This is a genomic window from Robertmurraya dakarensis (assembly GCF_900156875.1).
GTDB classification, from domain to species: domain Bacteria; phylum Bacillota; class Bacilli; order Bacillales; family Cytobacillaceae; genus Robertmurraya; species Robertmurraya dakarensis.
Genome location: NZ_LT707408.1, coordinates 1,235,645 through 1,257,795 on the forward strand (window position 1 = coordinate 1,235,645; position 22,151 = coordinate 1,257,795).

Sequence of the window (22,151 nt, forward strand, 5' to 3'; positions counted from 1 at the left end):
TGGTTCCTCATTGAAAATTTCTTCATGATTTTTGCAGGAATATTAAGGTTTATGTCGAATATTAGCTTAAGTACATAGTGAGTGAGAATTTGACAATTTTGACGGAGGTGGCCTCAATGCCATTAACACCTTTAGATATACATAACAAGGAATTCAATAAAGGATTCCGCGGTTATGATGAAGACGAGGTTAATGAATTCCTTGATCAAGTTATTAAGGATTATGAGCTAGTAATACGAGAAAAGAAAGAATTGGAAGAAAAGCTTAATGAATTAAACGACCGTCTCGGACATTTTTCAAATATAGAAGATACTTTGCATAAGTCGATTGTAGTAGCACAGGAAGCAGCAGAGGATGTAAAGCGGAATGCTCAAAAAGAAGCAAAGCTCATTATTAAAGAAGCCGAGAAAAATGCAGATCGAATCGTAAATGAATCACTGTCAAAAGCCCGTAAGATTGCACTTGAAATTGAGGACTTAAAAAAGCAGTCTAAAGTATTCCGTACTCGCTTTAAAATGCTGATTGAAGCACAGCTCGACCTTATTAATAATGATGACTGGGATCATCTGCTCCAATACGAAGTAGATGCAACAGAATTAAAATCCGCACAGGAAGAAGATACGTTAGCTTGACGAACTAGATCAAAAAAGCATATAATACGGTAAAAAAGTATACTACATACAATGAGAGGGACAGTACAATTTTCAGGGACGCTTATTTCTAGAGAGCCGAAGGTGGTGGGATTTCGGCATAAGTGGAAAATTGGAAGATCACCCTTGAGTACCAGGACTGAAAACCATTATGAATAGTAAGCCTTGGCGGATCATTCACGTTATGAATGCTTTTGAGCGGATAGAAATGTCTATCTACAAGGGTGGTACCGCGGGAAAAAACCTTCTCGTCCCTTTCTGGGATGTGAAGGTTTTTTGTTGTTTTCTCATCCATATGTAGCTGCAATAAAAGAAAGTGAAGATTTTAGGAGGATATGTAAATGGAGTATAAAGACACGTTATTAATGCCGAAAACAGAGTTTCCGATGCGTGGGAATCTCCCTAAACGTGAGCCTGAAATGCAAGCGAAATGGGAAGAAGAAGATATCTATAGAGCAGTTCAGGAGAGAACAAAAGGCAGACCAATGTTCGTTCTGCATGACGGCCCTCCATATGCAAATGGTGATATTCATATGGGGCACGCTTTAAACAAAATTTTAAAGGATATGATTGTACGTCACAAGTCAATGACGGGTTTCCATGCACCCTATGTTCCAGGCTGGGATACACACGGACTTCCTATTGAACAGGCGTTAACAAATAAAGGTGTTAACCGTAAAGAAATGACTGTGGCAGAGTTTCGTAAGTTATGTGAAGAATACGCTTATGAGCAGATTGATAGCCAGCGTACACAATTTAAGCGTTTAGGGGTTAGAGGAGATTGGGATAACCCATATATCACGCTAAAGCCTGAGTATGAAGCACAGCAAATTAAAGTGTTTGGTGAAATGGCAAAGAAGGGCTATATTTATAAAGGCTTAAAACCGGTATATTGGTCCCCTTCTAGTGAATCAGCACTCGCAGAAGCTGAAATTGAATATAAAGATAAAAAATCTCCATCTATTTATGTTGCGTTTGATGTAAAAGATGGAAAAGATGTCTTAGATACAGATACGAAAATCATTATCTGGACAACAACACCTTGGACAATTCCTGCAAACTTAGGAATTACTGTACATGCTGATTTAAATTATGTGGTTGTAAATGTTTCAGGAACGAAATATGTCGTTGCAGAAGATTTATTAGAATCAGTTTCAAACGAAATTGGCTGGGAAAATCCTGCTGTTATTAAAACAGTAAAAGGTCAAGAACTTGAAAATATCCTTGCGAAACACCCAATTTATGATCGAGATTCACTTGTCATGTTAGGGGAACATGTTACAACAGATGCAGGTACAGGTTGCGTTCACACTGCGCCAGGTCACGGGGAAGATGACTTCCTTGTTGGGAAAAAATATGGATTAGATGTTTTAAGCCCGCTTGATGACAAAGGAGTATTTACGAGCGAAGCTCCTGGATTTGAAGGGTTATTTTATGATAAAGCGAACAAAAATGTAACTGAAAAGTTAGAAGAAGTAGGAGCTTTATTAAAGTTAAGTTTTATTACGCACTCTTATCCGCATGATTGGAGAACGAAAAAGCCAGTCATTTATCGTGCGACGGCTCAATGGTTCGCTTCCATTAAAGATTTCCGTAATGAACTGTTAGAGGCAATTAAAGAAACAAAATGGGTCCCAACTTGGGGAGAAACACGATTATTTAACATGGTTAGAGATCGTGGAGATTGGTGTATTTCCCGTCAACGCGTATGGGGAGTTCCGATCCCTGTCTTTTATGGTGAAAATGGGGAACCAATCATCACAGATGAAACGATTGACCATGTTTCAAATCTTTTCCGTGAGCACGGATCAAATGTATGGTTTGAACGTGAAGCGAAAGATTTATTACCTGATGGATTTACACATGAGTCTAGTCCAAATGGCCAGTTTACGAAGGAAAATGATATTATGGACGTTTGGTTCGACTCTGGTTCCTCGCACCAAGCCGTATTAGAAGAACGTGAAGATCTGCAGCGTCCAGCTGATCTATATCTAGAAGGTTCCGACCAGTATCGCGGCTGGTTCAACTCTTCTTTATCTACTGCGGTAGCTGTCACAGGAAAGGCACCTTATAAAGGAGTACTCAGCCACGGGTTTGCTCTTGATGGTGATGGCAGAAAGATGAGTAAATCATTAGGAAATGTTGTTGTTCCTGCAAAAGTTATGAATCAATTAGGTGCGGATATCTTAAGATTATGGGTTGCCTCTGTTGATTATCAAGCAGATGTTCGTGTATCAGATGCTATTCTTAAGCAAGTGGCAGAAGTTTATCGTAAAATTAGAAATACATTCCGTTTCTTATTAGGAAACTTAGCGGACTTTGATCCAAATACTGATAAAGTTGCATTTGAAAACTTGCGTGAAGTTGATCAATTCATGCTCGTTAAATTAAATAAATTAATCAAAAATGTTCGCCATGCTTATGAATCCTATGAGTACGCAGCTATTTACCACGCTGTAAATAACTTCTGTACCCTGGATCTAAGCTCATTCTATCTCGACTTTGCAAAGGATGTTCTTTATATTGAGGCAAAAGATCATCATGATCGCCGTTCTATTCAGACGGTCTTAAATGAATGCTTACTTGCTTTAACAAAGCTAGTGGCTCCGATTCTTCCGCATACAACGGACGAAGTGTGGGGATATATCGATCATGTTGAAGAAGAAAGTGTGCAATTAACCGACTTCCCTGAATATGTCGACCTTCCAAATGCGGATTCTTTAGAGCAAAAATGGACTGCTTTTATGAAATTGCGTGACGATGTCTTAAAAGCATTAGAAGAAGCAAGAAATGCAAAAGTAATTGGAAAATCATTAACAGCTAAAGTAACATTATATGTTAATGAAAAATCAAGGCAACTACTTGAATCAATTTCCGAAAATGTAGCTCAACTATTTATTGTTTCAGAATTTGAGGTAGCAGGTTCTTATGAGCAAGCTCCTGAAGAAGCATTGAAATTGGAGACTGCAGCGATTGTCGTTTCTAAGGCCGAAGGGGAAACATGTGAACGCTGCTGGGTTGTTACTCCTGAGGTTGGTAAAGTAGAAGAACATCCGACTTTATGTCCTCGTTGTGCACAGGTAGTTAAGGAAAATTATAGTCATCTAAGTTAAAGGTTAACAAAAGAAATCTGTCGTTTTTGGCAGATTTCTTTTTATTTTGGACCTTATGCAATCGTTCCTGATAAAAATAATTCCATAAACGCAAATAGTTGTTTTCACTGTCAAATGTTTTCCTGTGTTGATCATGACCTTGCGGAGATACTAAGTAAAAATAAGATTAACGGAGGGTTAGATATGAATGCAAATGAACGTAAGCTCTATTTAGAACTCCGTACGATGAGAAAGGAATTAATTGAAAGGTTAGATAAGAAAGATGGATCTTCTCCGATAATGCCTATTATTGAGGAAGAATTAAAGGATATTGAAGAAACGCTGACAAAGATCGAAAACGGGCAATATGGACTCTGTGAAATTTCAGGTGAGTTTATTCCAAAAGACGTGCTTGAAATGATGCCAACCATCAGGTCTCTGGATGATATGGATAAGATGGAACAGTATTATTGCAAACCGATCTACTCTTAAGATGCTGTCGTTTTTATGTATAGTGTGCTAAAATGCAAAGGTAACAAAGTTATGCATTTGGAGGTTGCCTTTGTGTTTTATTATTACATACTCGCAATTATTATTATTGCTATTGATCAATGGACAAAATGGCTGATTGTAAAAAATATGGAACTGGGAGAAAGTATTCCTGTCATTGAAAACTTTCTTTATATTACATCCCATCGAAATCGTGGTGCTGCATGGGGAATTCTGCAAGGACAAATGTGGTTTTTCTATATCATAACAGTAATCGTCATTGTTGGAATTATTTATTACATGTCTAAGGCAGCCAAGGGAAAGTGGTTTTTGGGTGTATCACTGGCCTTAATGCTCGGTGGTGCAATTGGAAACTTTATCGACCGTGTTTTCCGAAAAGAAGTAGTCGACTTTGTTAACACGTATATTTTCGGTTATGATTTTCCTATCTTTAATGTCGCTGATTCGGCACTGGTTGTCGGAGTGGCATTTCTAATGATCCAAATGCTGCTTGAAGAGAGGGAAGCAAAAAAGGAGAAAGCTCATGGAGAAAATCAATCACATCGTAAATGATGAACAGGTTAATGAAAGGATAGATAAGGTCCTTTCATCCATAAATAATGAATGGTCACGAACACAAGTGCAACAATGGATAAAAGATGGACAGGTCCTCGTGAATGGAAAAAAAATTAAGACAAATTATAAAGGCAGTTTAGATGATCATATCGAAATTACCATTCCTGAGCCAGAAGAACTAGATGTTATTCCCGAGGAAATGAACCTCGATATTTATTATGAGGACGGAGATGTTTTAGTCGTTAATAAGCCAAAAGGAATGGTCGTTCATCCGGCACCAGGACATTTGACAGGGACACTTGTAAATGGATTAATGGCTCATTGTACAGATCTGTCTGGGATTAATGGTGTATTGCGTCCTGGAATTGTCCATCGCATTGATAAGGACACCTCAGGTTTGCTTATGGTTGCCAAAAATGATATTGCACATGAAAGCTTAGTGAATCAACTCGTGGAAAAAACAGTAACGAGGAAGTATAGAGCGATTGTGCATGGAAATATCCCGCATGACCATGGCACAATTGACGCACCTATTGCACGTGATCCGAAAGATCGTCAAAGTATGACGGTTGTAGACAATGGAAAACATGCGGTAACTCATTTTCAAGTTCTAGAACGCTTTAAGGACTTTACCTTGGTTGAATGCCAATTGGAAACAGGCCGTACCCATCAAATTCGCGTCCATATGAAATATATCGGCTACCCTCTTGCAGGGGATCCAAAATATGGACCACGAAAGACGCTGCAGATTGATGGACAAGCACTTCATGCGGGTATTCTAGGGTTTACCCATCCAAGAACAGAGGAGTATTTAGAGTTTGAGGCACCGCTGCCTTCCTATTTTGAAGAGCTCCTTGAGACGCTTCGAAATAATCGTTGACAAAATACGATAAGTGAATTAAGATAACAATAGTTGAATAAGACCTTTAAAACAGTCCTGTGAGGCTGAGAAGGAAACGGAATTGTAAAGAGAATCCTTGTATAGGGTTTAATTTACATACATTGGCACTCGTCTATCCTCTCATCCAAAAGGTGAGAGGATTTTTGCTGTTTAAGCAACCGTTTCTAAGGTTCGAAAGGAGCGATAGACAATGTCACAAAAAGCAGTGGTACTTGACGAACAAGCAATTAGAAGAGCTTTAACAAGGGTAGCACACGAGATTATTGAAAAAAATAAAGGGATAGAAGATTGTGTGCTAGTTGGCATTCGCACAAGAGGGATTTATTTAGCAGAGCGGCTCGCGGAGCGTATCCAGCAAATTGAAGGAAAACCAATTGGGGTTGGAGAACTTGATATCACCCTATACCGAGATGATCTAACCAAGAAAACAGGTGATCAAGAACCATTAGTGAAAGGTTCAGACATCAAACATGAGATTACAAACAAAACGGTTGTCCTAGTAGATGATGTGCTATATACAGGAAGAACGGTAAGAGCGGCACTAGATGCACTTGTTGATATAGGAAGACCTTCTTCTGTTCAGTTAGCTGTACTTGTAGACCGAGGGCATCGTGAACTTCCTATAAGAGCAGATTATGTTGGGAAAAACATCCCAACATCAAGCTCAGAAAAAATTGTCGTGGAATTAAAAGAAGTTGATCAAAATGATCAAGTAAGTATACATGAAAAATAACAAACCTTTAAATGTAGTCCAGAGAGGCTAAAAAGGGAATGACGGTAAATGAGGTTCATTCATTTTACTGTTCTTCCTCGCCTCTTTGAACATAGTTCAAAGAGGTTTTTGTATGAATAGAACATTCATAAAGGAGAAGTAATGATGAATAAACCAATACTAGACATTAATGATGTACCTAATAAAGTTCAATGGGTAACCCTAAGTTTACAACATTTATTTGCAATGTTTGGAGCAACGATTCTCGTTCCATATTTGGTCGGATTAAGTCCCGCGATTGCACTATTATCAAGCGGGTTAGCGACACTTGCGTTCCTGATTATCACAAAATGGCAGGTTCCAGCCTATCTGGGCTCATCCTTTGCCTTTATTGCGCCGATTATAGCTGCGAAAGCTGCAGGCGGTCCAGGTGCTGCAATGATTGGAAGCTTTATGGCGGGGTTAGTTTATGGAATTGTAGCACTCGTTATTAAAAAAGCAGGTTACCGTTGGATTATGAATTTACTGCCACCAATTGTAGTAGGTCCTGTCATTATTGTCATCGGACTGGCGCTAGCCGGAACTGCAGTTGACATGGCAATGAACAACCCGGATGGGGAATATAGCTTATTACACTTTTCGGTAGCATTGGTCACCTTAATTGCCACGATTATCTTTAATCTTTATGCAAAAGGAATGCTTAGTCTTATCCCGATATTAGCTGGAATAATCGTTGGATATATCTACGCATTTACAGTTGGAATTGTAGATTTCTCATTAGTGCGAGAGGCAAGCTGGTTTGAAATGCCAGATTTCATCATTCCTTTCGTGGACTACGAAGTAAACGTCACATTAGATATAGCCTTACTGATGGTACCAGTCGCAATCGTTACTCTTTCAGAGCATATCGGTCACCAGCTTGTGTTAAGTAAAATTGTTGGTCGCGATTATATAAAAGAGCCTGGCTTACATCGTTCAATCCTAGGTGATGGAATGGGCACCATGATTTCTGCCCTAATTGGGGGCCCTCCAAAGACCACATATGGTGAAAATATTGGGGTTCTTGCGATGACAAAAGTATACAGTGTGTATGTAGTAGCAGGTGCAGCAGTGATCGCGATCATCTTTGGATTTGTCGGAAAGGTAACAGCGTTAATTAGTTCAATTCCTACTCCAGTAATGGGAGGCGTATCGATCCTATTATTCGGAATCATCGCATCTTCAGGATTAAGAATGCTTGTAGACAGTAAAATAGACTTTGGAAATAATCGAAATTTGGTCATTTCATCCGTCATTCTTGTTGTAGGGATCGGCGGGGCTTTTATAAAAGTAACAGAAGGTTTTCAAATTCAAGGCATGGCACTTGCAGCGATTATTGGGATACTTTTAAATCTAATCCTGCCTGGAAGAGAAATGGCTTCTGACAGTATGTTTGAGGAAACAGTAAATGATAAACAAGATAATAACGATGTAGCTTGAGAATCACCTTTTAATTAAGTCCAGAGAGATTTGCAAGGGTGGAAAATCAAGTCGGCCGCATTCTCTAGAAAGTGAAAATAGAGAAAATTATGACCGACTGACTTTTCATAACACCCTGACAATTGTCAGGGTGTTTTTTTACAAACTAAACTCCAAAGGGAGGCTACATGATGAAACACTTTTTAATGACTACAGACTTGTCAATCGATGAAATGAATGAAATTTTATATGAAGCACAAAAATTTGCTGAAGGTGAAATTTGGAGACCAGAACAACAAACCTTTGTTGCGAACCTCTTTTTAGAGCCCAGTACAAGAACAAAATCTAGTTTTGAAGTAGCTGAAAGAAGACTGGGATTAGAAGTTATTCCATTTGAAGCATCTACTTCAAGTGTTCAAAAAGGAGAAACACTATACGACACCGTTCGTACGTTAGAGTCTATCGGATTAAGTGCTGTTGTGATTCGGCATAAGGTCGACCGGTACTTTGAGGAACTGATCGGAAAAACAGGCATTTCCATCATAAATGCGGGTGATGGCTGCGGGCATCATCCAACACAATCCATGCTCGATTTGTTAACGATCAAACAAGAATTCGGCCATTTTTACGGCTTAAAGGTAGCGATTATCGGAGACCTGCGTCACAGCAGGGTGGCAAGATCAAATGCAGATGCGCTGCAACGTTTGGGTGCTGATGTGGTATTTTCAGGCCCGGAAGAATGGTTCGATAAAAGCTTATTGAAGCATGGACGTTATGAAGAGGTGGACGAAGCAATGTCAACATCAGATGTTGTCATGCTGCTTCGGATCCAGCATGAACGCCATGAAGATGGAGGATCGGGTATTGCTGAAGAATATCACCGAGCTTACGGGTTGACCATTGAAAGAGAAAGAAAAATGAAGCAGGAAAGCATCATTATGCACCCGGCACCTGTTAATCGGGATGTCGAAATTGCTGATAGTTTAGTAGAATGTAAGAGATCAAGAATTTTCAAACAAATGCAAAATGGTGTGTTTGTAAGAATGGCTGTCTTAAAAAGATCATTACAATTACAAGGGGGATACAATCATGGGAATCATCATCAAAAATGGCCAGTTGCTTACTAATGAAGGAGAATTCAAAAAGGTTGAGCTATATATAGAGGACGGAAAAGTTCAAGAAATTGACGAAAAGATTTTAAGAGAAGCTGACGAAACGATAGATGCAGAAGGAAAACTGATTGCACCAGGATTAATTGATCTGCATGTTCATCTTCGTGAACCAGGGGGAGAGAAAAAAGAAACGATTGCAACAGGCACTCTTGCAGCAGCGAAAGGCGGCTTTACGACTGTTGCTCCTATGCCAAATACGAGACCCGTTCCAGATTCAAAGGAACAATTAGAATGGTTAAACAAACGTATTGAAGAAACTGCAGCAGTTCGTGTTCTGCCATATGCATCCATTACGATTCGTGAGCTTGGCCAGGAACTAACAAACTTTGAAGAATTAAAGGAAGCTGGAGCGTTTGCGTTCACAGATGATGGAGTAGGAGTCCAGAATGCTCAGATGATGTTAGAGGCCATGAAACGAGCTTCTAGTATTAATATGCCAATTGTTGCTCACTGTGAAGAAAATACGCTGATCAACAAAGGAGCAGTCCATGAAGGGGAATTTTCAAAAAAGCATGGCATAAACGGAATTCCTTCTGTATGTGAATCCGTACATATTGCCAGAGACGTTTTATTAGCAGAAGCAGCAGATTGTCACTACCACGTTTGTCATATCAGCACGAAGGAATCAGTACGAGTGGTAAGGGATGCAAAACGTGCAGGAATTAAAGTAACAGCAGAGGTAACACCACATCATTTGCTGCTTTGTGAAGATGACATTCCGGGACTTGATCCTAACTACAAAATGAATCCTCCTCTAAGAGGGAAAGAGGATCTGCATGCATTAATTGAGGGGCTATTAGACGGAACAATCGACTTTATTGCAACGGACCATGCTCCACATACTGCTGAGGAAAAGGCTGAAGGGATGCAGCTCGCGCCATTTGGAATTGTTGGCTTAGAAACAGCATTCCCACTTTTATATACCCATTTTGTAGAAAAAGGGATTATGACTTTAAAACAGTTAATTGACTTTTTAACGATTAAACCTGCAGATGCATTTGGCTTGCCATTTGGAAAAATCGAAGTTGGTGCACCAGCAGATTTAGTCATTCTAGATTTGGACCATAAAGAAACAATTAATCCAGAGAACTTTTTATCAAAAGGAAAGAACACACCGTTTGCTGGCTGGGAATGTAAAGGATGGCCTGTTTTAACGATGGTAGATGGGAAAATTGCTTGGAGTAGGGAGAGTGTAAAGGCATGAAAAAGCAATTAATACTTGAGGACGGCAGCGTTTTTATCGGAGAAGGATTTGGAAGTGATACTTCGTCAATTGGGGAAGTAGTCTTTAATACAGGAATGACAGGATACCAAGAAATTTTATCTGACCCATCTTACTGCGGACAGATCGTAACATTAACGTATCCCCTAGTTGGAAACTATGGAATTAATCGTGATGACTTTGAATCGATTACTCCTGCTATCAATGGTTTTATTGTAAAAGAAGCTTCAGATTTCCCATCAAATTGGAGAAACGAACTATCTTTACATGAGTATTTTCAAAATAAAAATATTCCTGGAATTGCAGGGATTGATACGAGAATGCTGACAAGGATTATTAGAAAATACGGCACATTAAAAGGCATGATTTGTAACATTGAAGAAAAAGTGGAGGATGTTTTAGAAAGATTGAGAGCCACTCAACTAAGGCATGATCAGGTGAAACAAGTTTCTACGAAAACTCCATATCCAAGCCCAGGCCGTGGGAAAAGAGTGGTGTTAGTTGATTTCGGTATGAAACATGGAATTCTAAGAGAACTCAACAATCGAAATTGTGATGTTATTGTTGTTCCTTATAACACAACAGCGGAAGAGATTTTAGCACTTAGTCCTGATGGAGTAATGCTTTCAAATGGCCCTGGGGATCCAAAAGATGTTGAAGAGGCCATTGCAATGATTAAAGGAATATTAGGAAAGGTTCCATTGTTTGGAATTTGCTTAGGACATCAATTATTTGCTTTAGCTTGCGGTGCTAACACAGAAAAAATGAAGTTTGGCCACCGAGGATCTAATCATCCAGTGAAAGATTTAGCAACAGGAAAAGTGGCCTTAACCTCTCAAAACCATGGATACACAGTGAAAGAAGACTCAATTGAAAATACTCGTCTTGACGTCACACATATTGCTGTAAATGATGGAAGTATTGAAGGCCTTAAACATAAAGATTTTCCTGCTTTCACAGTCCAATACCATCCAGAAGCATCTCCTGGACCAGAGGATGCAAACTACTTATTTGATCAATTTTTACAGATGATTGAAACTGAAGAAAGCGGGTGTGCAGAAAAATGCCAAAGCGTACAGATATAAACACGATACTAGTAATTGGTTCTGGTCCGATTGTGATCGGCCAAGCAGCAGAATTTGATTATGCAGGAACACAGGCTTGTATAGCTCTAAAAGAAGAAGGCTATAAAGTAATTCTAGTAAACTCAAACCCTGCAACGATTATGACAGATACAGAGATTGCAGATACAGTCTATATCGAACCACTTACACTAGAATTTGTGAGCAGAATTATTCGCAAAGAACGCCCGGATGCGCTTGTTCCGACACTTGGCGGACAAACAGGATTGAACTTGGCAGTAGAGTTAGCGAAATCAGGAGTGCTGGAAGAATGTGGAGTAGAAATACTCGGAACTAAGCTTTCAGCGATCGAGAAAGCAGAAGATCGCGACCTGTTTCGTAACCTAATGAATGAACTTGGAGAACCTGTGCCAGAAAGTGAAATTATTCACAGCCTTGATGAAGCATTAGCATTCGTTAAAATAGTTGGTTATCCAGTAATCGTCCGCCCTGCATTTACACTAGGCGGAACGGGCGGCGGAATATGCCATGATGAAGACGAACTAAGAGAAATCGTACAAAGCGGTTTAAAATATAGCCCGGTAACACAATGTTTGCTTGAAAAGAGCATAGCTGGTTTTAAAGAAATTGAATATGAAGTGATGAGAGACAGCAAAGATAATGCGATTGTAGTGTGTAATATGGAGAACTTTGATCCAGTAGGCGTGCATACCGGTGATTCGATCGTTGTAGCACCAAGTCAAACCCTAAGTGATCGTGAATACCAGCTTTTGCGAAATGCATCATTGAAAATCATCCGTGCTCTTGAAATCGAGGGCGGCTGTAACGTACAGCTTGCACTTGATCCATATAGTTTTAACTACTACATTATTGAAGTGAATCCAAGGGTAAGTCGTTCTTCGGCTCTTGCTTCAAAAGCAACTGGCTACCCAATTGCAAAGCTAGCTGCAAAAATTGCTGTCGGTTTAACACTTGATGAGATGATGAATCCTGTTACTGGAAAAACTTATGCATCTTTTGAACCAGCACTAGATTATATTGTGTCAAAAATCCCTCGCTGGCCATTTGATAAATTTGAATCAGCGAACAGAACGCTCGGAACACAAATGAAAGCAACAGGTGAGGTAATGGCGATTGGCCGTACCTTTGAGGAGTCACTCTTAAAAGCAGTTCGTTCTTTGGAGGCGAATGTATTCCATCTGTCTTTAAATGATGCAGAGGATATCACAGATGAACTAATTGAGAAGCGTATCCGTAAAGCTGGAGATGAACGTCTATTCTATATCGGTGAGGCATTAAGACGCGGTGTAAGCATCGATACGATCCATGACTGGAGTGAAATCGATCTATTTTTCTTAAATAAGCTTCAAAAAATAGTCAAATTTGAAAAAGAGGTTGAAAAGTCACCATTCGATCAAGAAATTGCGCGTAAAGCAAAAGAAATGGGATTTGCCGATAAGACTATTGCTGATCTATGGAATACTTCTGAGTTGGAAATATATAACTGGAGAAAAGAAAATGGTATGGTCCCAGTCTATAAAATGGTTGATACTTGTGCTGCAGAGTTTGAATCTGAAACTCCTTATTATTATGGAACATATGAAATGGAGAACGAATCCCTTGTGACAGATCGTAAAAGTGTGATGGTGTTGGGTTCGGGACCAATTCGGATTGGGCAGGGAGTTGAGTTCGATTATTCAACTGTACATGCGGTTTGGGCCATTAAAGAGGCAGGATATGAGGCGATTATTGTTAATAACAACCCGGAGACTGTATCAACAGACTTCAGTATTTCTGACAAACTCTATTTTGAACCTTTAACGATTGAGGATGTCATGCATATTATCGACCTAGAGAAGCCTGAAGGTGTTGTTGTTCAGTTTGGCGGACAAACAGCGATCAACTTAGCTTCAGCACTTGTCCAAAGAGGGGTAAAAATACTGGGTACTTCTCTGGAAAATATCGATGGTGCAGAAGACCGCGATAAATTTGAGCATGCTCTTTCAAGATTAGGAATACCGCAGCCAAAAGGGAAGACAGCTTTGTCTGTACCTGAAGCGGTAGAAATTGCTGCAAATATTGGCTATCCAGTGCTTGTAAGACCTTCCTATGTATTAGGTGGGAGAGCGATGGAAATTGTTTATCATGAAGAAGAACTGCTTCATTATATGAAGAATGCCGTGAAGATTAATCCAGAACACCCGGTTTTAATTGATCGTTATTTAACCGGAAAAGAAATTGAAGTTGACGCAATCTGTGATGGTGAGAATGTACTTATTCCTGGAATAATGGAACATATTGAAAGAGCGGGTGTCCATTCTGGAGATTCGATTGCCGTTTACCCGCCGCAAAGCATCAGTGCTGATGTAAAAGAAAAGCTGATTGATTACACGGTAAGACTTGGAAAGGGTCTTGGGATTATTGGATTGCTCAATATTCAATATGTAGTATCCAAAGGTGAAGTATTTGTTATTGAAGTTAATCCTCGTTCGAGCCGTACTGTTCCATTCTTAAGCAAAATTACCAATGTACCGATGGCGAACATCGCAACAAAGGTTATTTTAGGGCAATCGTTAAAAGAACAAGGGTATGAAACTGGCTTGGTGCCAGAGAAAACAGGAGTTTATGTTAAGGTTCCTGTATTCTCCTTTGCAAAACTCCGCAGAGTGGATATCACATTAGGACCTGAGATGAAATCAACAGGAGAAGTAATGGGGAAAGATTTCACATTGGAGAAAGCATTGTATAAGGGACTAGTGGCGTCAGGAATGACCATCCAAAAGTTTGGAACTGTTTTGATGACGATTGCCGACAAAGACAAGCAAGAGTCATTGCTTATTGCTAAACGTTTTGCCGCTATTGGATATCGATTAATGGCTACAAGCGGAACAGCAAGCTACCTGCAAGCTGAAGGAATTCCTGTTCAAGTAGTTGGCAAGATTGGCACAGAAGGCCCAGATTTATTAGATGTGATCCGAAACGGCGAAGCGCAGTTCGTTATCAACACATTAACAAAGGGAAAACAGCCGGAACGAGATGGATTTAGAATTAGACGGGAATCTGTTGAAAATGGAGTGCCTTGCTTAACTTCTTTAGATACAGCTGAAGCGATGTTACGTGTCATCGAATCTATGACATTCTCTGCAGAAGCAATGGATAAACAAGTCGTGAAACAGGAGGCTGTACTTTCGTGATTGTAAAGGAACTTTGCCAAATTACTTCTCAAAAAGAAATTGCCCATGACATTTTTGAGCTCACCTTAAAAGGTGAGCTTCCTAACAGCATGAATGAACCTGGTCAATTCGTCCATATGAAAGTCTCAAACGGCTTAGACCCGCTTTTAAGAAGACCGATTTCTATTGCTAATATTGATAAGAAAGCAAGTGAATTCACGGTAATCTACCGAAAAGATGGACGAGGCACCACAATCCTTTCTGAAAAACAACCAGGAGAGAAAGTAGATGTACTTGGCCCATTAGGTCATGGTTTTCCGGTTGAAGAAGTAAACAAAGGTGAAACAGCTTTGCTTGTTGGTGGCGGTATCGGAGTTCCTCCTCTATATCAATTATCGAAAGAGCTCGTCCAAAAGGGTGTAAGGGTTATCCATGTTCTAGGCTTTCAAACAAAAGATGTTGTGTTTTATGAGGAAGCTTTTTCAAAGCTTGGTAAAACGTATATTGCGACGGTAGACGGTACAGCTGGTACGAAAGGGTTCGTTACAGATGTGATCAATAATGAAGAACTAAACTTTGATATTATCTATTCTTGCGGACCAACACCAATGTTAAGGGCTCTCGAAAACAATTATTCTAGTAATCATAAAGTTTATTTATCACTTGAAGAACGGATGGGATGCGGGATCGGTGCGTGTTTTGCCTGCGTATGTCACACTGCTGATGACCCAACAGGTTTTTCTTATAAAAAGGTTTGCAGTGATGGACCTGTATTTAAAGCAGGGGAGGTTCTACTATGAAAGGATTACAAGTTGAACTGCCAGGATTAAGCTTAAAAAATCCAATCATGCCAGCCTCTGGCTGCTTTGGCTTTGGAAGAGAATTCAGTGACTTATATGATTTAAGTATGCTTGGGGCGATTATGATTAAAGCAACTACGGTAGAACCGCGATTTGGAAATCCTACTCCTCGCGTGGCTGAAACGTCTGCCGGGATGCTGAATGCGATTGGACTGCAGAATCCGGGGCTGGAAAAGGTGTACCATGTAGAACTGCCATGGCTTGCGCAATTTGATGTACCAATCATTGCGAATGTTGCTGGTTCGACGGAAGAGGATTATGTACAAGTGGCAAGAGAAATTTCAAAAGCTCCTAATGTACATGCTCTTGAATTGAATATATCCTGCCCGAATGTCAAAACAGGTGGAATTGCGTTTGGAACCATTCCTGAAGTAGCCAAGAACTTAACGAAAAAGGTAAAAGAGGTGTCTGAGGTTCCTGTTTACGTGAAGCTTTCACCAAATGTTACCAATATTGTTGACATGGCAAAAGCTGTTGAAGACGGCGGAGCGGATGGGTTAACGATGATTAACACGTTGCTGGGAATGAGACTTGACTTAAAAACAGGTCAGCCAATCCTGGCAAATAAGTCAGGCGGACTTTCAGGACCAGCGATAAAGCCTGTTGCGATTCGGATGATTTATGAAGTATCTCAGCAAGTATCACTTCCTATCATCGGGATGGGAGGGGTACAGACTGCAGAAGATGTCATTGAATATTTCTTTGCAGGTGCCAGTGCGGTAGCTGTAGGTACAGCTAATTTTGTGGACCCATTTGTTTGTCCATCGATCATTAATGAATTGCCAGAACTGGTAGATAGACTAGGCGTTGATCATATTTCGGAAATTACGGGAAGGAGCTGGAAAACTTTTGAAAAATCTAATCATCGCGCTTGACTTCGGAAATAAAAATGAAGTTTTTCAGTTTCTGAATCATTTTGAAAAGGAAAAATTATTTTTAAAAGTTGGAATGGAACTGTTTTACCAGGAAGGTCCTGCTATTATCCATGAACTCAAAGAAAAAGACCACAGTATTTTCTTAGATTTAAAGCTGCATGATATTCCGAACACAGTGTATGGCGGGATGAAAAGTCTAGCTCATCTTGGATGTGATCTTGTAAACGTTCATGCTGCCGGAGGGAAAGAAATGATGATGGCAGCCCTTGAGGGTTTAGAGGCAGGAACTGAAGCAGGGAAGAAAAGACCTGATATCATTGCAGTGACTCAATTAACCAGTACTTCTGAAGAGCAAATGCAGAGTGAACAGCTAATTGATCGAACACTTCAGGAATCTGTTCTTCATTACGCATCTTTAGCTGGGTCAGCAGGTCTAGATGGGGTAGTTTGTTCGTCACATGAGACAAGTTTAATCAGAAATAAGCTTGGAAACGACTTTTTAACCGTTACACCGGGAATCCGTCTAAGCTCTGATAGCGTGGGAGATCAAAAAAGAGTCGCATCCCCTCAGTTTGCAAGAGAATCTGGAGCATCTGCCATTGTTGTTGGCAGGGGGATTACAAAAGCAGAGAATCCATTAGAAAGTTATCTACTATATAAGCAGGCATGGGAAGGAGTTCTATCATGAAGAAATTAATCGCAGCAAGGTTACTAGAAATTGAAGCAGTTGCCCTACAGCCGAATAACCCATTCACATGGGCGTCCGGGCTAAAATCTCCCATTTATTGTGATAATCGATTAACGCTGAGCTTTCCGCAAATTCGTAAAGAAATCGCTGGCGGCCTGCAAGAATTAATTAGGGAGCATTTCTCTGGAGTCGAGCTAATAGCTGGGACTGCAACTGCTGGTATTCCACATGCCGCATGGGTTAGTGAGTTATTAGATTTGCCAATGTGTTATGTTCGTTCAAAGCCAAAGGGACATGGAAAAGGAAATCAAATCGAAGGCAAAGCAGCGCAAGGCCAAAAAGTTGTTGTGGTAGAGGATTTAATTTCAACAGGCGGCAGTGTGATTACAGCTGTTAATGCGTTACGAGAAGCTGGTTGTGAAGTGCTGGGTGTTGTCTCAATCTTCACATACGAGCTTGAAAAGGGGAAAGAGCTGCTTAAGGATTCAGATATTACTGCTTATTCTTTAACTGATTTCTCAACACTAGTACAAGTAGCGGAAGAAAAAGGATATATAAAAGAAGAAGATATGACGAAACTAACGCAATGGAAGAAGGACCCTGCAGAGTGGGGAAAAATCTATCATTAAAAAATGAAAAGCACCTCATTGGTGCTTTTCATTTTTTAATTTTAAGACGGTTTCTGCGTTTGGTGTTACATAAACCGTTTGTTGATTATCGTAGATAACAAATCCCGGCTTCGCACCGCTTGGTTTTTTTACATGGCGAATTTTCGTAAAGTCTACCGGTACCGAGCTTGAGTCTTTTGCTTTACTAAAATAGGCTGCGAGCGTGGCTGCTTCAAGGATCGTTTCCTCTGCAGGCTCTTTACTTCGAATCACCACATGTGAACCAGGTATATCCTTCGTATGCAGCCATATATCGTCTTTTGCAGCAACTTTATTCGTTAAATAATCATTTTGTTTATTGTTTTTCCCAACGAGTATTTCTGTTCCGTCCGATGAAAGATATTTTTCTAATGTTGGTTTTAAGTTTTGTGCTTTTTTATTTTGCCGTTTTTGCCGGGCCCGCAAATAACCGCCTTCAATTAACTCTTCTCTAATTTCTTCAATATCTTTAGGAGAAGCGGCTTCTACTTGCTGCAAAAGACTCTCAAAATAATGAACTTCTTCTTTCGCTTTTTCCACTTGCTGACCGGCCATTACCGAAGCTGTTTTCGCCTTTTGATATTTTGTAAAGTACTTTTGTGCATTTTCAGATGGTGTCTTTTGGGGATCCAAAGGTATCACGATTTCACCGCCATTTTCGTCGTAGTAATTGATGACGCTGATCTCTTTCATCCCTTTGTGTACAGCATATAAATTAGCTGTTAACAATTCCCCATAAAGCTGGAATTCATCCGCATGCTTCGCTTCTTCCAATGTAGTTTGAAGCTTTTTAATTTTCTTTTCGTTTTTTTCCTTTTCATTTAGGATAAACCGTTCGATGTCATTTGCTTGCTGCTTAACTCGATCACGTCCTGCTTTGCCAAAATAATAGCGGTCGAGAAGCTCACTAAGAGAAGCAAAGCCCGTAGATTTTCCCTTTAGATGTTCCAGTGGAAAAAGATAAAAAGATTCTTTTTTCTCATTGTATGTAATCGCAGGTAGGTACTCATGATTTTTTAGCTGCTGAACTTTTGCTAAAAAGGCCTTAGGTAATGTTGTCCTGTTAGCGAGCCCTGCTTGAAACATGACTTCCTTCGCAAAAATGGGCGAGATGCCTGCAAACTGTTCAACGATTTGTTTATCTAGTTTTCCAGCATTGAAATCTAATCTTTTTAAGACATCTTCTTCACTTGCCTCAAAGGGATTAAATTTATTTTGTGCTGGCGGGAGTACGTATTCATGCCCAGGCATAATAGAACGATGAGTATTAACTGCAAAAGAAATATGTTTAATACTGTCTAGTATCACATTCTTGGATTTATCAATCAGAATAATATTGCTGTGTCTTCCCATAATCTCAACAATTAATTGTTTATAGGAAATATCCCCAATTTCATTCCTGCCTTTTACATCAAAGACAATGATACGATCAAGGCCGATTTGGCGGACATCTTCCAAAATAAACCCTTCTAAGTGCTTTCGTAAAAGCATGCAAAACATAGGGGGTTCGCTTGGATTTTCAAATTGTTCGTTTGTGAGCTGTGCTCTTGCATAGCTGGGATGAACGGAAAGCAGCAGCCTATGGTTTTTTCCGTTAGCCCGAATAATCAGGACGATTTCATTTTTAAATGGTTGATGTATTTTATTAATTCTCCCGCCTTTTAAAGCGGAGGAGAACTCCTCGGTTATGGCTCTTGTAAATAATCCGTCAAATGACATATTGAACATCCTTTACTTATTTAAATAGTATCTCTTTTAATTGTAGCATTTTTTAGGACAAGGCTGAATATGCTTTCCTTAGAGTGAGTTTGTACTATTATTGAGGAGGGTGTGAGATGGCCGGATGAAGTTCCATGAAATGAATGAACGAGAAGCAGAAGAAGCCTTAAATACCGACTTTGATCAAGGCTTGGCCGAAACAGACGTAGAAAAACGTATTAAACAATACGGCTATAATGAGTTACAAGAAGGGGAAAAGCAATCTGCTTTGCTCTTGTTTTTCAGTCAATTTAAAGATTTTATGGTTCTTGTATTATTAGGTGCAATATTAATTTCAGGAATATTAGGCGAATATATAGATGCAATTGCGATCATGGCCATTGTAATCATCAATGCTTTTCTTGGCTTTTTTCAAGAAAGAAGAGCAGAAAAATCACTACAAGCCTTAAAAGAGCTTTCAGCACCTCAAGTAAATGTAAAAAGAAATGGTGAGTGGATTAAAATTCCTACAAGAGATATCGTCGTAGGAGATGTTCTAAAGTTCACAAGCGGTGACCGCATTGGGGCAGATGTAAGATTAATAGAAGCAAATAGTCTTGAAATTGAAGAATCAGCATTGACCGGTGAATCGCTGCCGGTAGCGAAAACAACAGGAGCGCTGGCCAAGGGCGAATTGGGAATTGGCGATCTTGAAAACATGGCTTTTATGGGAACAATGGTTACAAGAGGCAGCGGCATGGGGGTCGTTGTCGCTACAGGTATGAAAACAGCGATGGGACAGATTGCTGATTTACTCCAAAGCGCTGAAACCATGACCACGCCGTTACAAAGAAGATTGGAGCAGCTTGGGAAGATATTAATTATTGTTGCCCTAATGCTAACAGCGCTGGTTGTTGTACTTGGTATTTGGCAAGGACATGACTTATTTACAATGTTCTTTGCTGGAGTATCATTAGCTGTTGCCGCTATTCCTGAGGGCTTGCCAGCGATTGTCACCATTGCCTTGTCTTTGGGTGTTCAACGAATGATCAGGAAAAATGCAATTGTTAGAAAGCTTCCTGCGGTGGAGACTCTAGGCTGTGCGTCTGTTATTTGTTCTGATAAGACAGGAACGATGACACAAAATAAAATGACTGTCACCCATCTATGGAGCAGTGGCAAGACTTGGACTGTCGACGGAGTAGGCTATGAGCCAAAAGGCAGTTTCTATAAAAAGGACAGTGAACAGCCTATAAACTTAAATCAAGAAAAGGCTCTGCAGCAGATGCTAATGTTTGGAATACTATGCAATCACGCTGAGCTAAAAGAAAAAGAAAATGAATTTGTTATAGATGGGGACCCGACAGAAGGAGCTTTATTGGTAGCGGGTATGAAAGCTGGTTTTCAGCGCAATCAATTGCTGCAGCAGTATCAAATCCTTAATGAGTTTCCATTTGATTCAGCCCGCAAGATGATGTCCGTAGTCGTCAAAGATCCTAATGGAAGGCAATTTATTGTTACAAAAGGGGCACCAGATGTCTTGCTTGGTATCAGTGAGTCCATCCTTTGGGAAGGCAGGAAGCAGTACTTTTCAAATGGTGTAAAAGACAAGGTTCAAACAGCAATCAATGATCTTGCTTCACAAGCTTTACGTACGATTGCTATCGGCTTCAAAGAGGTTTCGGGAAATACGATAATTCTTGATGAAAAGGAAGCCGAAAAGGATTTAACCTTTATTGGCTTACAAGGTATGATTGACCCGCCAAGACCTGAGGTAAAGGAAGCTGTAAAAGAATGTAAAGAAGCAGGGATTAAAACTGTCATGATTACTGGTGACCATGTGATTACAGCGAAGGCAATTGCAGCACAGTTAGGGATTTTAACGAATAAAAGTAAGGTTTTGGATGGAAATGCATTATCCAATATGACGGTGGATGAGCTGGAGGAAGTAGTAGATGATGTAGCTGTTTTTGCACGTGTGTCACCCGAACATAAGTTGAAAATTGTGAAAGCACTTCAAAATAAGGGTCATATCGTTGCGATGACTGGTGATGGTGTGAATGATGCTCCTGCCATTAAAGCAGCAGATATTGGTATTGCAATGGGGATAACTGGAACGGATGTTGCGAAAGAAGCATCTGCGCTAGTTCTTTTAGATGACAATTTTGCAACAATAAAAGCAGCCATTAAAGAAGGGCGCAACATCTATGAAAATATTAGAAAGTTTATTCGTTACTTGCTTGCATCCAATGTAGGAGAGATCCTCGTTATGCTTTTTGCGATGCTGTTAGCATTGCCGCTTCCGCTCGTACCTATCCAAATTCTTTGGGTGAACTTGGTGACAGATGGACTGCCTGCGATGGCTTTAGGTTTAGATCAGCCTGAAGGCGATGTAATGAAGAGAAAACCTAGAAGTCCAAAAGAAGGTGTGTTTGCTAGAGGATTAGGATGGAAGGTCATATCAAGAGGATTTTTGATAGGAATAGTGACGTTAATTGCCTTTATGATTTCATATCATGAGAACCCAGACGAATTAATTTATGCCCAAACAGTAGCTTTCTCAACACTTGTGCTAGCACAGCTAATTCACGTATTTGATTGCCGCAGCGAAAAGTCCATACTTTCTCGAAATCCGTTTGGGAATAAGTATTTAGTTTGGGCCGTTCTCTCATCAGTACTCTTAATGTTTGTTGTTATTTACTATCCTCCTTTGCAGCCCATCTTCCATACGGTAGCAATTGAGGCAAAAGATTGGTTAATGATCTTCGGTTTAGCTTCAGTGCCAACTTTTTTACTTGCCTTCTCATTTTTGGCAAGAAAATCGAAGTGAATTGTGTTATAATCCAAAAGGTAGTA

General features: G+C 39.9%; 17 protein-coding genes and 1 other annotated feature. Of the genes, 16 read left to right on the plus strand and 1 reads right to left on the minus strand.

All coding sequences use genetic code 11. The features are described from left to right. Window positions 1-116: 116 nt before the first annotated feature. The 15 genes from CZ487_RS07240 (at window position 117) to pyrE (ending at window position 17,579) form a co-directional block, all read left to right on the plus strand. On the plus strand, window positions 117-632 hold the full coding sequence (locus tag CZ487_RS07240; protein ID WP_077211452.1) for a DivIVA domain-containing protein: 516 nt from the start codon (window positions 117-119) through the stop codon (window positions 630-632). A gap of 42 nt (window positions 633-674) precedes the next feature. Next, window positions 675-909 (plus strand) — a binding site (T-box leader). Window positions 910-991: 82 nt separating this feature from the next. Continuing rightward, window positions 992-3,763 carry an isoleucine--tRNA ligase gene (gene ileS, locus CZ487_RS07245; protein WP_077211453.1) on the plus strand — a complete coding sequence of 924 codons (2,772 nt, stop codon included), beginning with the start codon at window positions 992-994 and terminating at the stop codon, window positions 3,761-3,763. A gap of 183 nt (window positions 3,764-3,946) precedes the next feature. Continuing rightward, window positions 3,947-4,234, plus strand: coding sequence for a TraR/DksA family transcriptional regulator (locus CZ487_RS07250; protein ID WP_077211454.1), 288 nt, complete (start codon window positions 3,947-3,949; stop codon window positions 4,232-4,234). Window positions 4,235-4,285: 51 nt separating this feature from the next. Further along, complete coding sequence (gene lspA, locus CZ487_RS07255; protein WP_077211455.1) at window positions 4,286-4,804, plus strand: signal peptidase II; 519 nt, start codon at window positions 4,286-4,288, stop codon at window positions 4,802-4,804. After that, window positions 4,776-5,687 (plus strand): RluA family pseudouridine synthase, encoded by a 912-nt coding sequence (locus CZ487_RS07260; RefSeq protein WP_077211456.1) that lies wholly within the window; start codon window positions 4,776-4,778, stop codon window positions 5,685-5,687. The genes lspA and CZ487_RS07260 overlap by 29 nt, the downstream gene beginning before the upstream one ends. Before the next feature lie 211 nt (window positions 5,688-5,898). Beyond that, window positions 5,899-6,441 carry a bifunctional pyr operon transcriptional regulator/uracil phosphoribosyltransferase PyrR gene (pyrR, locus tag CZ487_RS07265; protein WP_077211457.1) on the plus strand — a complete coding sequence of 181 codons (543 nt, stop codon included), beginning with the start codon at window positions 5,899-5,901 and terminating at the stop codon, window positions 6,439-6,441. Between the two features lie 144 nt (window positions 6,442-6,585). Then, complete coding sequence (locus tag CZ487_RS07270) at window positions 6,586-7,899, plus strand: solute carrier family 23 protein (protein WP_077211458.1); 1,314 nt, start codon at window positions 6,586-6,588, stop codon at window positions 7,897-7,899. Window positions 7,900-8,069: 170 nt separating this feature from the next. Further along, the gene (locus CZ487_RS07275; protein WP_077211459.1) at window positions 8,070-9,005 is read left to right on the plus strand and encodes an aspartate carbamoyltransferase catalytic subunit; all 936 of its coding nucleotides are present in this window, start codon (window positions 8,070-8,072) and stop codon (window positions 9,003-9,005) included. Beyond that, window positions 8,968-10,254: a dihydroorotase gene (locus CZ487_RS07280; RefSeq protein WP_077211460.1), complete on the plus strand. Its 1,287-nt coding sequence runs from the start codon at window positions 8,968-8,970 to the stop codon at window positions 10,252-10,254. The genes CZ487_RS07275 and CZ487_RS07280 overlap by 38 nt, the downstream gene beginning before the upstream one ends. Next, entirely contained in the window at window positions 10,251-11,357 is a 1,107-nt protein-coding gene (locus CZ487_RS07285) for a carbamoyl phosphate synthase small subunit (protein ID WP_077211461.1), read from the plus strand. The genes CZ487_RS07280 and CZ487_RS07285 overlap by 4 nt, the downstream gene beginning before the upstream one ends. Then, entirely contained in the window at window positions 11,336-14,548 is a 3,213-nt protein-coding gene (carB, locus tag CZ487_RS07290) for a carbamoyl-phosphate synthase large subunit (RefSeq protein ID WP_077211462.1), read from the plus strand. Before CZ487_RS07285 ends, carB begins: the two co-directional genes overlap by 22 nt. Then, entirely contained in the window at window positions 14,545-15,327 is a 783-nt protein-coding gene (locus CZ487_RS07295; protein WP_077211463.1) for a dihydroorotate dehydrogenase electron transfer subunit, read from the plus strand. Before carB ends, CZ487_RS07295 begins: the two co-directional genes overlap by 4 nt. Then, window positions 15,324-16,262, plus strand: a complete 939-nt coding sequence (locus CZ487_RS07300) for a dihydroorotate dehydrogenase (RefSeq protein ID WP_077211464.1) — start codon at window positions 15,324-15,326, stop codon at window positions 16,260-16,262. The genes CZ487_RS07295 and CZ487_RS07300 overlap by 4 nt, the downstream gene beginning before the upstream one ends. Continuing rightward, the gene (pyrF, locus tag CZ487_RS07305; protein ID WP_084783146.1) at window positions 16,237-16,950 is read left to right on the plus strand and encodes an orotidine-5'-phosphate decarboxylase; all 714 of its coding nucleotides are present in this window, start codon (window positions 16,237-16,239) and stop codon (window positions 16,948-16,950) included. The genes CZ487_RS07300 and pyrF overlap by 26 nt, the downstream gene beginning before the upstream one ends. After that, on the plus strand, window positions 16,947-17,579 hold the full coding sequence (gene pyrE, locus CZ487_RS07310) for an orotate phosphoribosyltransferase (protein ID WP_077211465.1): 633 nt from the start codon (window positions 16,947-16,949) through the stop codon (window positions 17,577-17,579). The genes pyrF and pyrE overlap by 4 nt, the downstream gene beginning before the upstream one ends. Window positions 17,580-17,594: 15 nt before the next feature. Here the strand turns inward: pyrE and CZ487_RS07315 are convergent, their stop codons facing one another. Then, window positions 17,595-19,316 carry an Rqc2 family fibronectin-binding protein gene (locus CZ487_RS07315; protein WP_077211466.1) on the minus strand — a complete coding sequence of 574 codons (1,722 nt, stop codon included), beginning with the start codon at window positions 19,314-19,316 and terminating at the stop codon, window positions 17,595-17,597. Window positions 19,317-19,440: 124 nt separating this feature from the next. Between CZ487_RS07315 and CZ487_RS07320 the strand changes: the two genes are divergently transcribed. Then, a complete protein-coding gene (locus CZ487_RS07320) occupies window positions 19,441-22,125 on the plus strand; it encodes a calcium-translocating P-type ATPase, SERCA-type (protein WP_077211467.1) in 2,685 nt (894 codons plus the stop codon). Window positions 22,126-22,151 lie beyond the last annotated feature (26 nt).